This window comes from Micromonospora sp. WMMA1998, assembly GCF_027497375.1.
GTDB lineage: Bacteria > Actinomycetota > Actinomycetes > Mycobacteriales > Micromonosporaceae > Micromonospora > Micromonospora sediminicola.
Map to the genome: position 1 here is coordinate 729,377 of NZ_CP114911.1, position 16,096 is coordinate 745,472.

The 16,096-nt window shown below is 76.0% G+C and carries 2 protein-coding genes; both read left to right on the plus strand.

The features are described from left to right. The first annotated feature begins 44 nt into the window (after positions 1-44). The gene (locus O7600_RS02930) at positions 45-11,060 is read left to right on the plus strand and encodes a type I polyketide synthase (RefSeq protein WP_281592154.1); all 11,016 of its coding nucleotides are present in this window, start codon (positions 45-47) and stop codon (positions 11,058-11,060) included. Positions 11,061-11,093: 33 nt separating this feature from the next. Continuing rightward, positions 11,094-16,061: a type I polyketide synthase gene (locus O7600_RS02935; protein ID WP_281592155.1), complete on the plus strand. Its 4,968-nt coding sequence runs from the start codon at positions 11,094-11,096 to the stop codon at positions 16,059-16,061. Positions 16,062-16,096 lie beyond the last annotated feature (35 nt).

Here is a 16,096-nt window from a genome sequence, read left to right on the forward strand (position 1 = left end):
CGTGACCGGTGCCGGTTCGGGTCGACACAGGGGATGGGCGGACCATGGCTGACGAGGCGAAGCTTCTCGACTACCTGAAGCGGGTCACCGCCGACCTGCACCAGGTCCGGCAGCGGCTGCGCGAGGTGGAGGCCGGCGAGCAGGAACCGGTCGCCATCGTCGGCATGAGCTGCCGCTTCCCCGGTGGGATCGACACCCCCGAGCGGCTGTGGGAGGTGGTCGCCGCCGGCCGGGAGGTGATCACCGAGTTCCCCACCGACCGGGGCTGGGACCTCGGCGCGCTGCACGACGGCGACCCGGAGCAGAACGGCACCTCGTACGCGCGCCGGGGCGGCTTCGTCACCGACCTCGCCGAGTTCGACAGCGGCTTCTTCGCCATCTCGCCCCGCGAGGCCCTGGCGATGGACCCGCAGCAGCGGTGGCTGCTGGAGACCACCTGGGAGGTCTTCGAGCGGGCCGGCATCGACCCGCACACGCTGCGCGGCAGCCGCACCGGCGTCTTCGCCGGCAGCACCGGGCAGGACTACGGCACGGTGCTGATGAGCGCCGCCGCGCAGGGCCTGGAGGGACACCTGATGACCGGCAACGCCGGCAGCGTGGTGTCCGGCCGGCTCGCCTACACGTTCGGCCTGGAAGGGCCGGCGGTCACCGTCGACACCGCCTGCTCCTCGTCGCTGGTCGCGATGCACCTGGCCGGGCAGGCGCTGCGGCAGCGCGAGTGCACGCTCGCCGTGGTCGCCGGTGTCACCGCCATGTGCACGCCCGGCGCGTTCGTCGAGTTCTCCCGCCAGCGCGGCCTGGCCGCCGACGGGCGGTGCAAGGCGTTCGCCGAGGCCGCCGACGGCACCGGCTGGTCCGAGGGCGTCGGCGTGCTGCTGCTGGAACGCCTGAGCGACGCCCGCCGCAACGGCCGTCGGATCCTCGCGGTGCTGCGCGGCAGCGCGGTGAATCAGGATGGGGCGTCCAACGGGCTGAGCGCCCCGAACGGCCCGGCCCAGCAGCGGGTGATCCAGCAGGCGCTGTCGAACGCCGGCCTCGCCGCCGGGGGCGTGGACGTGGTGGAGGCGCACGGCACCGGGACCCGGCTCGGCGACCCGATCGAGGCGCAGGCGCTGCTGGCCACGTACGGGCAGGACCGGGGCGACGCGGCACCGCTGCTGCTCGGCTCGGTCAAGTCGAACCTCGGGCACACCCAGGCCGCCGCCGGCGTCGCCGGCGTGATCAAGATGGTGCAGGCGATGGCGCACGGCGTGGTGCCGCCCACGCTGCACGTGGACGCGCCGACCTCGCAGGTCGACTGGGACGCCGGCGCGGTCACGCTGGTCACCGAGGCCACCGCCTGGCCGGCGGTGGACCGGCCGCGCCGCTCGGCGATCTCCTCGTTCGGCGTCTCCGGCACCAACGCCCACACCATCCTCGAACAGGCCCCGCCGGACTCACCCGCGCCGGTCGACGCGGCGCCGGCGCCCACCCGACCGGTCGTACCGGTGGTGGTCTCGGCCCGCGACGACGCCGCGCTGGCCGCCCAGGCCGGGCGGTGGGCCGACCGGATCGCCGCCGACCCCGACCTCACCGCGCCCGACGTGGCCTTCTCGTCGGTCACCGCCCGGGCCGCGCTCGACCGGCGGGCCGTGCTCCCGGCGACCGGCCGGGACGACCTGCTGGCCGCGTTGCGGGCGCTCGCCGCCGGCACGCCGCAGGCCGGCACCGTGACCGGGCAGGCCACCGACCGGCAGGGCCTCGCCGTGCTCTTCTCCGGCCAGGGCGCGCAGCGCCCCGGCATGGGCCGCGACCTGTACGAGGCGTTCCCGGTGTTCGCCGCCGCGCTTGACGAGGCGTGCGGTCACCTCGACCCGTTGTTGCCGCAGCCGCTGAAGCCGGTGCTGTTCGGTGACGACGACCTGATCGACCGGACCCAGTTCACCCAGGCCGGCCTGTTCGCGGTCGAGGTGGCCCTGTTCCGCCTGGTCGAGTCGTTCGGGGTCACCCCGGACGCCGTCGGCGGCCACTCCATCGGTGAGATCACCGCCGCGTACGTGGCCGGGGTGCTGTCCCTGGCCGACGCGTGCGCGCTCGTCGCCGCGCGGGGACGGTTGATGCAGGCGCTTCCCGACGGCGGCGGCATGCTCGCGGTCGCCGCGCCGGAGTCCGAGGTGGCCGCGTCGGTCGCGGACCGGACGGACGTGGGCGTCGCGGCGGTCAACGGCCCGACGTCGGTCGTGGTGTCCGGCCCGGTCGACGCGCTGGCCGCGCTGGAGCACACCTGGCGCGACCGGGGCGTCCGGGTCCGCCGGCTGACCGTGTCGCACGCGTTCCACAGCCCGCTGATGGAACCGATGCTCGCCGACTTCCGCACCGTCCTGGACGGGTTGACGTTCGCCGCGCCGACCCTCCCGGTCGTGTCCAACGTGACCGGTGCGGTCGCGGACCCGGCGCAGCTGACCACCGTCGACTACTGGGTGCGGCACGTCCGCGAGGCGGTCCGGTACGCCGACGGGATCACCGCGCTGCGCGACGCCGGGGTGGACACGTTCCTGGAGATCGGCCCGCGCAGCGTGCTCACCGCGCTCACCGCCGAGATCCTGCCCGCTGACGACGCCGTGCTCGCCGTGGCCGTCCAGCGCCGCGACCGGGACGAGACCGCCGCGCTGCTGGCCGGCCTGGCCGAGCTGCACGCGCACGGCGTCCCCGTCGACTGGTCGCCGTGGTTCACCGGCACCGGCGTCACCCGGGTCGACCTGCCCACCTACGCGTTCCAGCACCAGCGCTACTGGCCGGAGGCCGGCGGCGGCTGGACCGGCGACGTGACCGCCGTCGGTCTGCGGCCCGCCCGTCACCCCCTGCTCGGCGCCGCCGTCGGCGTCGCCCACGCCGAGGGTTTCCTGTTCACCGGCCGGCTGTCCCGGCGCACCCACCCGTGGATCGCCGACCACGTCGTCTTCGACACCGTGCTGCTGCCCGGCACCGGCTTCGTCGAACTCGCCCTCCAGGCCGGCGCGCACGTCGGCGCCGACCACGTCCGCGAGCTGACCCTCGAAGCGCCGCTGATCCTGCCCGAGACCGGCGGCGTGGACATCCAGCTCTGGATCGGCCCGGCCGACGAGACCGGCTGCCGGTCCGTCTCGCTGCACTCCGCGCCCGACGACGAGCGCACCGACCGGGAGCCCGGCGACGGCGACCGGGTCTGGACCCGCAACGCCAGCGGCGTCCTCGCCGACGGCCCGGCCAGACCGGGCGTGCCCGGCTGGTCCGACCTGACCGCCTGGCCGCCGCCGGACGCCGTCGAGGTGCCCACCGACCAGCTCTACCCGCACCTCGCCGCCCAGGGCTACGACTACGGCCCGTCCTTCATCGCGCTGCGCACCGCCTGGCGGCGCGGCGACGACCTCTTCGCCGACCTGGCGCTGCCCGAGACGCCGGCCGGCGAGGCCGGCGGGTACGGCGTGCACCCGGCCCTGCTCGACGCCGCCCTGCACACACTCGGCCTCACCAGCGCCGCCGGCGACCCCACCGGTCCCGGCCTGCCCCCCGGCCACGGCCGGCTGCCGTTCTCCTGGAACGACATCGCGCTGCACGCCGCCGGGGCCGCCGCCGCCCGGGTGCGGGTGCGGCACACCGGCGCCGACAGCGTCTCCCTGCTCCTCGCCGACGTCACCGGCGCCCCGATCGCCTCGGTCGGCTCGCTCGTCCTGCGCCCGGTCACCGCCGACCAGCTCCGCAGCGCCGGCGGCGGCGGACCCGAGTCGCTGTACCGGGTGGACTGGACGCCGCTCGCCCTGCCGGCCGCGCCGTCGACCGCCGCCTGGGCGGTCCTCGACACCGACACCGCACTCGCCGACGCGGTCGCCGCCACCGGGACCGCCGTCACCGCGTACCCCGGTCTCGCGGCCCTGACCGCCGCGTTGGACGAGGGCGCCGACGCGCCCGGCGTGCTGGTCGCGCCGTTCCTCGACCCGCCCGGCGGGCGCGACGTGCCCCGGTGGGTCGCCGAGGTGACTCACCGGGCGCTCGACCTGCTGCAACGGTTCCTCGCCGACGACCGGTACGACGCCACCCGCCTGGTCGTGCTCACCCGCGGCGCGGTCGCCACCGACGCCGACGCCGACCTCACCGACCTGGCCGGCGCCGCCGTCGTCGGCCTGCTGCGCTCCGCCCGGTCGGAGAACCCCGGCCGCTTCGTGCTCGTCGACACCGACGACCCGGCCGGCGCCGCCGCCGCGCTCGTGCCGGCGCTGGACACCGACGAACCGCAGGTCGTCGTCCGGGCCGGCGTCGCCTCCGGCGCCCGGCTGACCCGGGTGCCCGCGCCCGCCGACCCGACCGGCACGCCGTTCGACGCCCACGGGACGGTGCTGGTCACCGGCGCCACCGGCACGCTCGGCCAGCTGATGAGCCGGCACCTGGTGACCCGCCACGGCGTGCGGCACCTGCTGCTCACCAGCCGGCGCGGCCGCGACGCCGCCGGCATCGGTGAGCTGTGCGCCGAGCTGACCGCGCTCGGCGCCACCGTCACGGTCGCCGCCTGCGACGTCGCCGACCGGGACGCGGTCGCCGCGCTGCTCGCCGACCTCCCCGCCGAGCACCCGCTCACCGCCGTGGTCCACGCCGCCGGGGTACGCGACGACGGCGTCATCTCCTCACTCACCCCGGACCGCGTCGACGGGGTGCTGCGCCCGAAGGTCGACGCCGCCTGGCACCTGCACGAGCTGACCGCCGACCTCGGCCTCGCCGCGTTCGTGTCGTACTCCTCGCTCGCCGCCACCGCCGGCGGCCCGGGCCAGGGCAACTACGCCGCCGCGAACGCGTTCCTGGACGGGCTCGCCCACCACCGCCGCGCCCGGGGGCTGGCCGCGCTCACCCTGGCCTGGGGCCTGTGGGCCGACCGCAGCGGCATGACCACCGAGCTGGACGACGTCCACCTCAACCGGATCTCCCGTTCCGGCGTGTCCGCGATGGAGGCGGAGGAGGGCCTCGCGCTGTTCGACGCCGCCTGCCGGGTGCCGGCCGCCGCGTTGGTGCCGGCCCGCCTCGACCTGGCCGCCATGCGGGCCCAGTTCGCCGGCGCCGTCCCGCCGCTGTACCGGGCGCTGATCCGGGTCACCCGGGGCGCCGCCGCGCCGGCCACCGGCGCGTCCCTGGTGCACCAGCTCGCCGCGCTCGGCGACACCGACCGCCACACCGCGCTCGTGGAGATCGTCCGGGGGCAGGCCGCCGCCGTGCTCGGCTACCCCGACCCGGCCGCCGTCGACCCGCGCCGGGCGTTCAGCGACCTCGGCTTCGACTCGCTCACCGCCGTCGAGATGCGCAACCGGCTCGGCAACGCGTTCGGACTGCGGCTTCCCGCCACGCTCGTCTTCGACCACCCGAGCCCGCACGACCTTGCCGCGCACCTGGACACCGAGATCGCCGGCGCCCCCGTCCCGGCCCGGCCGGCCGCCGCGCCGGTCGCCGTCGCCGACGACGAACCGCTGGCCATCATCGGGATGGCCTGCCGGCTGCCCGGCGGCGTGGCCAACCCCGACGACCTGTGGCGGCTGGTCGCCGACGGCGTCGACGCCGTCACCGACCTGCCCGGCGACCGGGGCTGGGACCTGGACACGCTGTACAGCCCCGACCCGGACGCCACCGGCACGTTCTACGCCCGGGGCGGCGGCTTCCTCGCCGACGTCGACCGCTTCGACCCCGGCTTCTTCGGCATCAGCCCGCGCGAGGCGCTCGCCATGGACCCGCAGCAGCGGCTGCTGCTGGAAACCACCTGGGAGACGTTCGAGTCCGCCGGCATCGACCCGACGGGGGTACGCGGCAGCAGCACCGGCGTGTTCGTCGGCACCAGCGGTCAGGACTACGGCTCGCTGCTCGCCTTCGCCCCGGAGGAGACCTCCGGGTACGCGCTCACCGGCATGACCAGCAGCGTCATCTCCGGCCGGGTCGCCTACACGTACGGCCTGGAAGGCCCGGCGGTGTCGCTCGACACGGCCTGCTCGTCGTCGCTCGTCGCGCTGCACTGGGCCGGTCAGGCGCTCCGCCGGGGTGAGTGCGACCTGGCCCTCGCCGGCGGCGTCATCGTGATGGCCACCCCCACCGCGTTCGTCGAGTTCTCCCGCCAGCGCGGCCTGGCCGCCGACGGCCGGTGCAAGTCGTTCGCCGCCGCCGCCGACGGCACCGGCTGGTCCGAGGGCGTCGGTCTGCTGCTCGTGCAGCGCCTGTCCGACGCCCGCCGGCAGGGCCGGCACGTGCTCGCCGTGGTCCGCGGCAGCGCGGTCAACTCCGACGGCGCGTCCAACGGGCTCACCGCCCCCAACGGACCGTCGCAGCAGCGGGTCATCCGGGCGGCCCTGGCCGCCGCGCGGCTCGGCCCGGCCGACGTGGACGTGGTCGAGGCGCACGGCACCGGCACCACGCTCGGCGACCCGATCGAGGCCCAGGCGCTGCTCGCCACCTACGGGCAGGACCGGCCCGGGGACCGGCCGCTGCTGCTCGGCTCGATCAAGTCGAACATCGGCCACGCCCAGGCCGCCGCCGGCGTCGCCGGCGTGATCAAGATGGTGCAGGCCATGCGGCACGGCACCGTCCCGCGCACGCTGCACGTGGACGCGCCGTCCCCGCACATCGACTGGGACGCCGGTGCGGTCGAGCTGGTCACCGAGGCGCGCCCGTGGCCGCCGGCGTCGCGCCCGCGCCGGGCGGCGGTGTCGTCGTTCGGCATCTCCGGCACCAACGCCCACGTCATCGTCGAGCAGGGCGACGAGCCCGCCGCCGCCCCGACCGCCGCCGGCCTGCTGGACGCCGCCGCGACGGTGTGGCCGGTGTCCGCGCGTTCGCGTGCCGCGCTGGCCGGGCAGGCCGCCCGCCTGGCCGAACACGTCCGGTCGCGCGGCGAGGTGGACCCGGCCGCCGTGGCGTGGTCCCTGGTGGCCACCCGGTCGGCGTTCGACCATCGGGGCGCGGTGGTCGGGTCCTCGGTCGAGGAGCTGCTGTCCGGGCTGGACGCGCTGGCCGACGGGTCACCGTCACCGCACCTGGTCACCGGCACCGCGTCCGCAGCCGCCGGTCTGGTGTTCGTGTTCCCGGGTCAGGGCGCCCAGTCGGCGCGGATGGCGGCGGGTCTGGTGGGACGCACGCCGGTGTTCGACGCCGCTCTCGCCGAGTGTCAGGCGGCATTGGCCCCCTATCTGGACGTGGACCTGCCGTCGGTGTTGACCGGGGAGGACGAGTCGTGGCTTGAGCGGGTCGAGGTGGTGCAGCCGGTGCTGTGGGCCGTCGGGGTCGCCCTGGCGGCGGTGTGGCGGCACGTGGGTGTGAGCCCGCAGGCGGTGGTCGGTCACTCGCAGGGGGAGATCGGCGCGGCGTGTGTGGCGGGGATCCTGTCCCTCGACGACGCGGCGAAGACGGTGGCGTTGCGGTCGCGGGCGCTGTCGGTGCTGCGCGGCACGGGCACGATGGCGTCGGTGGACCTGCCCGCCGCCGAGGTGACCGCCCGGCTCGGCGGGACCGGTCCCGCGGGAGGCGGTGCGGCCGGTTCCGGAGCCGACGCGCCGCTGACGGCTGCCGGTGACGCCGACACCTCCTTCGACGCGGGTCGCTTCGCCGGGGTCGGGATCGCGGCGGTCAACGGCCCGTCGACGGTGGTGGTGTCCGGCCCGCCGCAGGCCGTGGCCGACTTCGTCGAAGCGTGTCAGGCCGACGAGATCCGGGCCCGACTGATCCCGGTGGACTACGCGTCGCACTCGGCGGCCGTGGAGGAGGTCGCCCAGCAACTGCGCGGCGACCTGGCCGACGTGACGCCGCAGCCGGGTCACACCCGTCTGGTGTCGACGTTGACCGGTGACTGGGTGGACCCGGCGACCATGACGGCCGACTACTGGTACGACAACCTGCGCCAGACCGTCCGGTTCGACACGGCGGTGCGGACCGCGATCGCGGCGGGGCACACGGTCTTCGTGGAGATCAGTCCGCATCCGGTGCTGGCGATGCCGGTCACCGCGATCCTGGACGACACCGGCACCACCGGGCACGTGCTGTCCACGCTGCGTCGCGGCGACGACGACCCGACCCGGCTGCTGACCAACCTGGCCAGCGCGCACACCGTCGGCCTGCCCGTCGACCTCACCCGCGTGCTGCCCGGGACCGACACCGTCGACCTGCCCACCTACGCCTTCGAACAGCACCGGTTCTGGCTCGACCCGCCCGCGCACCGGGCGCACGACGTCGCCTCCGCCGGCCTTCAGGACGCCGCGCACCCGCTGCTCAGCGCCGCCGTCACGTTCCCCGACAGCGAGCGGATGGTCTTCACCGGCCGGCTGTCCGTGCGTACCCACCCGTGGCTCGGCGAGCACCGGGTGATGGACGCGATCCTGCTGCCCGGCACCGCCTTCGTCGAGCTGGCCGCCCACGCCGGCGAGCAGGCCGGCGCGCCGGTGGTCGAGGAACTCACCCTGCTCGCTCCGCTCGTCCTGCCCGAACTGGGCTCGCTGCAGATCCAGCTCACCGTCGGCGACCGCGACGACGCCGGCCGCCGACCGGTGCAACTGCACTCCCGCCCCTACCGGGACGGGTCCGACGAGATCCTCGCCGACGTGGCCTGGACCTGCCACGCCACCGGCCAGCTCGCCCCGCGCGCCGCCGTCGCACCCGCGTTCGACCTCGGCGTGTGGCCGCCGCCCGGCGCCACCGAGGTCGACTCCGACGCCTTCTACGCCGGCATCGAGTCGACAGTGTTCGGCTACGGGCCGACCTTCCGCGGCCTACGCGCCGCCTGGACCCGCGGCGACGAGGTGTTCGCCGAGGTGGCGCTCCCCGCCGACCACCACGCCGAGGCCGGCCGGTTCGGCATCCACCCGGCGCTGCTCGACGGCGCGCTCCAGGCCATGTCCATCGGCGGCTTCCTCGGCCGGATGGGCGACGGCGCCGACGCCACCGTCCCCCGCCTGCCGTTCGCCTGGACCGGCGTCACGCTGCTCGCCGCCGGCGCCACCGCGCTACGGGTCCGCGTCGCCGCCGCCGGCGACGTCGGCGTCACCTTCCAGGTCGCCGACGCCACCGGCGCGCCGGTCCTGCACGCCGAATCGCTGATCATGCGCCGGGTCACCGGGGACGCGCTCGGCGCCGCCCGCTCCGGCCGGCACGAGTCGCTGTTCCGGCTGGACTGGCCGGCGCTGGCCGTGCCCGCCGGACCGACGCCCGCCGCCGGCCGCTGGGTGGTCCTCGGCGACGATCTCACGCTCAGCGCCGCCGGGGAGGCGGCCGGCGCCCGGACCCGCACCGACCTCGCTCCCGAGTCCTTCGCCGACCTGCTCACCGGCGGCGAGGCCGCCCCCGAGGTGGTCGTCGTGCCGGTCGCCGCGCTCGGCGACGGCGCCGGCGCCGAGCTGGCCGCGCAGGCCCGCGCCACCACCCACCGCGTGCTGGACCTGGTGCGGGCGTGGCTCGCCGACGACCGGTTCGCCGACACCCGACTCGTCCTGGTCACCCGCGACGCGGTGGCCACCGGGGAGCAGGCCGAGGTCAACCTGCGGCAGGCCCCCGTCTGGGGGCTGATCCGCACCGCCCAGGTCGAACATCCCGGCCGCCTGCACCTGCTCGACCTGGACGTCGACCCGGCCAGCGCCGCGCTTGTCGCCGCCGCGATCGGCACCGGCGAGCCGCAGCTCGCCGTGCACACCGGTCAGGTACGCGCGCCGCGCCTGGCCCGCGTACCTGCCGGCCTGGAACCGCTGCCCGGCGGCGTCGACCCGGACGGCACCGTGCTCGTCACCGGCGGCACCGGCGTGCTGGGCCGGTTGCTGGCCCGCCACCTGGCCACCACCCACGGGATGCGGCACCTGCTGCTCGCCGGCCGCCGCGGCGCGACCGCCGACGGCGTCGCCGAGCTGGTTGCGGAGCTGGCCGAGGCCGGCACCGAGGTCACGGTCGCCGCCTGCGACGCCGCCGACCCCGACGCGCTCGCCGCGCTGCTCGACGGCATCCCCGCCGCGCATCCGCTCACCGCCGTGGTGCACGCCGCCGGTGTGCTCGACGACGGCGTGCTGGAGTCGCTCACCCCGGACCGGGTCGACGCGGTCGCCGTACCCAAGATCGACGCGGCGTGGCACCTGCACCGGCTCGCCGCCGGCCGGGACCTCGGCGCGTTCGTGCTCTTCTCCTCCGCCGCCGGCACGCTGGGCAGCGCCGGCCAGGCCAACTACGGCGCCGCGAACGCGTTCCTCGACGCGCTCGCCGCGCACCGGCGGGCCCAGGGCCTGCCCGGCATCTCGCTGGCCTGGGGACTGTGGGAGCAGGCCAGCGGCATGACCGGTCACCTCGCCGACGCCGACGTGCGCCGGATGGCCGAGCAGGGCGCCGGCGGGCTCCCCACCGAGCAGGCGCTGCACCTGTTCGACGCGGCCTGGCGGCTGGACGCGGCGGCCGTCGTACCCATGCGGTTGGACGTGGCGGCGCTGCGCGCGCAGGCCGAGTCCGGCGCGCTCGCCCCGCTGCTGCGCGGCCTGGTCCGGGTGCCGCTGCGCCGCTCGGTCGACGCCGGCGCCGCCGCGACCGGCGGCGTGCCGCTCGCCCAGCGGCTCGCCGGCATGTCCGACGACGAGCGGCGCAAAGTGCTCCTCGACGTGGTCCGGGCCAACGTCGCCGCCGTGCTCGGTCACACCGGACCGGAGGCCGTCGACCCGGGCCGGCTCTTCACCGACCTGGGCTTCGACTCGCTCACCGCGGTCGACCTGCGCAACCGGCTCAACACCCTGTCCGGGCTGCGGCTGCCCGCCACGCTGGTCTTCGACTACCCGACGCCGCAGGCGCTGGCCGGGAAACTCGCCGGCGAGATCGCCGCCGACGCCGCCCCCTCCACCCAGCCGCTGTTCCAGGGCATCGACGCGGTGGAGTCGCTGCTGACCACGCTCGCCCTCGACCCGGAGACCCGGGACCGGTTCACCACCCGGATGCGGGACCTGCTCGCCAAGGCCACCGACCTCGCCGGCCCGGCCGCCGAACCGGACCGGCCCGACCTCGACGCGGCCAGCGACGACGAGATCTTCGACTTCATCAGCAAAGAGTTTGGAATCTCCTGACATGACCGAACCGCGGATCGAGGCAGGGACGCGATGAGCGACGACGACAAGCTGCGGTACTTCCTCAAGCGGGTGACCGCCGACCTGCACGACACGAAGCGCAAGCTGCAGACCGTCGAGGCGCGGGACGCCGAACCGCTCGCCATCGTGTCGATGAGCTGCCGGTTCCCCGGCGGCGTCCGGTCCCCGGAGGACCTGTGGCAGCTGGTCGCCGACGGCCGGGACGCGCTCACCGAGTTTCCCGACGACCGGGGCTGGGACCTCGACGCGCTCTACGACCCCGACCCGGACAAGCCGGGCAAGAGCTACACCCGGGTCGGCGGTTTCCTCGACGCCGCCGGTGACTTCGACCCGGCCCTGTTCGGCATCTCGCCCCGCGAGGCCCTCGCCATGGACCCGCAGCAGCGGCTGCTGCTGGAGACCTCGTGGGAGGCGATCGAGCGGGCCGGCATCGACCCGCTGTCGCTGCGCGGCAGCCAGACCGGCGTCTTCGTCGGTCTCAGCACGTCCAACTACGGCATGGGCCTGCCGCACGTGCCCGACGGCGTCGACATGTACCTCGGCACCGGCAACACCACGAGCGTCGCCTCCGGCCGGATCTCGTTCACCCTCGGCCTCAACGGGCCCGCCGTCACCGTCGACACCGCCTGCTCGTCCTCCCTGGTCGCGCTGCACCTGGCCGGGCAGGCGCTGCGCCGCGGCGAGTGCGACCTGGCCGTCGCCGGCGGCGTCACCGTGATGGCCACCCCCGGCGTCTTCGTGGTCTTCTCCCGCCAGCGCGGCATGTCCGTCGACGGGCGGTGCCGCGCGTTCGCGGCCGGCGCCGACGGCACCGGCTGGGGCGAGGGCGGCGGAGTGGTCGTGGTGGAACGACTCGCCGACGCCGAACGCCACGGCCACCCGATCCTCGCCGTGATCCGGGGCAGCGCCCTGAACCAGGACGGCGCCTCCAACGGCCTCACCGCCCCCAACGGGCCCTCCCAGCAGCGGGTCATCCGGGCCGCGCTGGCCAACGCCCGGCTCGGCGCGGCCGACGTCGACCTGGTCGAGGCGCACGGCACCGGCACCACGCTCGGCGACCCGATCGAGGCGCAGGCGCTCATCGCCACGTACGGGCAGGACCGCCCCGCCGACCGGCCGCTGCTGCTGGGCTCGGTGAAGTCGAACATCGGCCACACCCAGAGCGCCGCCGGCGTCGCCGGGCTGGTCAAGATGGTGATGGCGCTGCGGCACGGCACGCTGCCGGCGACGCTGCACGTGGACGAGCCGTCGCCGCACGTCGACTGGTCCGCCGGCGCGGTGGAACTGATCACCGAGAACCGGCCCTGGCCGGAGCGGGGCCGCCCCCGCCGGGGCGGCGTCTCCTCGTTCGGCGTCAGCGGAACCAACGCCCACGTCATCGTCGAGGAGTACCGCCCGGCCGAGCCGGCCGCCGACGAGGACACCGCCGAGCCCGCGCCGCGCCGGCCCGGGCTGCTCGCCGCCGCGCCCACCGTCTGGCCGGTCTCCGGTCGCACCCGCGCCGCGCTCGCCGGCCAGGCCGCGCGACTCGCCGCGCACCTGCGCGGCCGGGCGGACGTCGACCCGGCGGCGGTGGCCTGGTCCCTCGCGACCACCCGCGCCACGCTCGACCAGCGCGCCGCCGTCGTCGGCGCGGCGCCGGCCGAGCTGCTGGCCGGCCTGGACGCCCTCGCCGCCGGCCTGCCGGCGGGCAACCTCGTCACCGGCACGGCGACCGCCGCCGGCGCCGGCCCGGTGTTCGTCTTCCCCGGTCAGGGCGCCCAGTCCGCCCGGATGGCCGCCGGTCTGGTCGGCCGGTGCCCGGTCCTCGACGCGACGCTGGCCGAGTGCCAGGCGGCGCTGGCCCCCCACCTGGACGTCGACCTCGTGTCGGTGCTGACCGGCGACGACCAGTCCTGGCTGGACCGGGTCGAGGTGGTGCAGCCGGTGCTCTGGGCAGTCGGGGTCGCCCTCGCCGCCGTGTGGCGCGCGGCCGGTGTGCTGCCCGACGCCGTCATCGGTCACTCCCAGGGCGAGATCGCCGCCGCCTGCGTCGCCGGCATCCTCTCCCTCGACGACGCGGCCCGCGCGGTGGCCCTGCGGTCCCGGGCGCTCGCCGCGCTGCGGGGGACCGGGACGATGGCGTCGGTGGATCTGCCGGCCGACGAGGTGACCGCCCGTCTGCCCGGGTTCGACGGGGTCGGGGTCGCGGCGGTGAACGGCCCGTCGACGGTGGTGGTGTCCGGTCCGCCGCAGGCGGTCGCCGACTTCGTGGCGGCGTGTCAGGCCGAGGAGGTGCGGGCCCGGTTGATCCCGGTGGACTACGCGTCGCATTCGGCGGCCGTGGAGGACGTCGCCCAGCAACTGCGTACCGACCTGGCCGACGTGACGCCGCAGCAAGGCCACACCCGTCTGGTGTCGACGTTGACCGGGGACTGGGTGGACCCGGCCACCATGACGGCCGACTACTGGTACGACAACCTGCGCCGCACGGTCCGCTTCGACTCCGCGGTGCGGACCGCGATCGGCGCGGGGCACAGCACGTTCGTGGAGATCTCCCCGCATCCGGTGCTGGCGATGCCGGTCACCGCGATCCTGGACGACACCGCCACCACCGGCCACGTGCTGTCGAGCCTGCGTCGCGGTGACGACGACCCGACCCGGCTGCTGACCAACCTGGCCACCGCCCACACCGTCGGCCTGCCCGTCGACCTCACCCGCGTGCTGCCCGAGACCGACACCGTCGACCTGCCCAGCTACGCCTTCGACCACCAGCGGTTCTGGCTCGACGGCAGCGGCGCACCCGACCTCGCGGCCCTGCCGCCCGACCAGAGCACCGGGCCGGACGACAGCGGCTTCTGGGCGGCCGTGGAACGCGACGACCTGCCCGCCCTCGCCGAGGTGGTCGCCGGCGAGGACACCCCCGCCGGGACGGCGCTCGACGCGCTCGCCCCGGCGTTGCCCCTGCTGCACCGCTGGCGCCGGCAGCGCCGCCGCCAGTCCGACATCGACAGCTGGCGCTACCAGGACACGTGGAAGCCGCTCACCGGCATCACCAACCGCGGCATGGCCGGCACCTGGCTGGTCGTGCTGCCCACCGGCGACATCGTCGAACCGTGGCAGGACGCGAGCGTGGCGGCGATCGCCGCCGCCGGCGCCACCGTCGTCCCGGTGCCGGTCAGCACCACCGACGCCGACCGCGACCTGTTCGCCAAACTGCTGCGCGAGGCGATCACCACCGGCGCCGACGACACACCGGCCGAGGTGACCGGAGTGGTGTCGCTGCTCGCGTTCGACGAGCTGGTCCACCCGATGCACCCGTCCGTACCCGGTGGCTTCGCCGCCACCGTCGCGCTGGTCCAGGCGCTCGGCGACATCGGCCTCGCCGCCCCCCTGTGGGCGGTCACCTCCGGCGCCGTCTCGGTCGGCCGGGCCGACCTGCTCCGCTCGCCCGGTCAGGCCATGGTCTGGGGCTTCGGCCGGGTCGCCGCACTGGAACACCCGCAGCGCTGGGGCGGCCTGGTCGACCTGCCCGAGGCGATCGACGAGCGCAGCGCCGGCCTGCTGGTCGCGGCGCTCACCGCCGCCGGCGAGGAGGACCAGATCGCGGTACGCCCCGCCGGCGTGCTCGGCCGCCGGCTCACCCGGGTCCCGCTCGGCGACAGCCGACCCGCGCACCCGTGGCAGCCCTCCGGCACCGCCCTGGTCACCGGCGGCACCGGCGCCCTCGGCGGACACGCCGCCCGCTGGCTGGCCCGCAGCGGCGTGGAGAACATCGTCGTGGCCAGCCGGCGCGGCCCGGCCGCACCCGGCGCCGCGCAGCTCGTCGAGGAGCTGACCGCGCTCGGCGCCACCGCCAGCGTGGTCGCCTGCGACGCCGCCGACCGGGACGCCCTGGCCGCGCTGATCGACGACATCCCCGCCGACCGTCCGCTGCGGGTGGTGGTGCACGCCAGCGCGGTGCTGGACGACGCGCTCATCAACGAGCTGCGCGTCGACCAGATCGAACGGGTCCTCGCCGCCAAGGTCGACGTCGCCTACCACCTGCACGAACTGACCCTCGACCTCGACCTCGCCGCGTTCGTCATGTTCTCTTCCTTCGCCGGCTCGGTGGGCAGCTCCGGCGTCGGCAACTACGCCCCCAGCAACGCGTTCCTCGACGCGCTCGCCCAGCACCGGCGTGGCCTCGGCCTCCCCGGCACCTCCATCGCCTGGGGCGCCTGGGCCGGCGGCGGCATGGCCGAAGGGCCGTTCGGCGAGCTGCTGCACCGGCACGGCGTACCCGAGATGCCGCCGGAGGCCGCGATCGCCGCGCTGCACCAGGCCGTCGACCACGGCGAGGCGTTCCTCACCGTCGCCGACATCGCCTGGGAGCGGTTCTCCGTCGCGTTCACCGCCACCCGGCCCGGACCGCTGATCAACGACCTGCCCGACGTCCGCCGGTTGCGCGCCGCCGAACGCGCCACCGGCGGAGAGACCCCCGACGGCCCGGAGTCGCTGCACGACCGACTCGCCGGGCTGCCCGCCGCCGACCGGATGGCCGTGCTGCTGGCCCTCGTCCGGGGACAGGTCGCGGCCGTGCTCAACTACCCGTCCGGGGAGTCGGTGGACGAGCACCGGGCGTTCCGCGAACTGGGCTTCGACTCGGTCACCGCGGTCGAGCTGCGCAACCGGCTCGGCCTGGCCACCGGGGTGGCGCTGCCGGTCACCCTGGTCTTCGACTACCCGACGCCGACCACGCTCGCCGAGTACCTCTACGCCGAGGTCGCCCAGGACGACGTGGCCACCCCCACCGCGCTGCTCGACGACCTCGACCGGATCGCCGACGGGCTCGACGTGGTGGCCCGCGACGAGGCCGCCCGGGTCCGCGCCACCGTCCGCCTCCAGGCCATGCTCACCCGTCTCGGGCAGGGCGGCGGCGACGACCTCGGCCGGCACCTCGGCGACGCCACCGACGACGAGCTGTTCGCCATGGTGGACCGCGACCTCGGTCTGTCCTGACCGCACCGGCTCACTCCCCGTCCCCTGCGAGGAAG

Excerpts from the sequence above, each read along its gene's own strand:
- O7600_RS02930 (WP_281592154.1), top strand. The coding sequence starts at position 45 with ATGGCTGACGAGGCGAAGCTTCTCGACTACCTGAAGCGGGTCACCGCC.
- O7600_RS02935 (WP_281592155.1), top strand. The coding sequence starts at position 11,094 with ATGAGCGACGACGACAAGCTGCGGTACTTCCTCAAGCGGGTGACCGCC.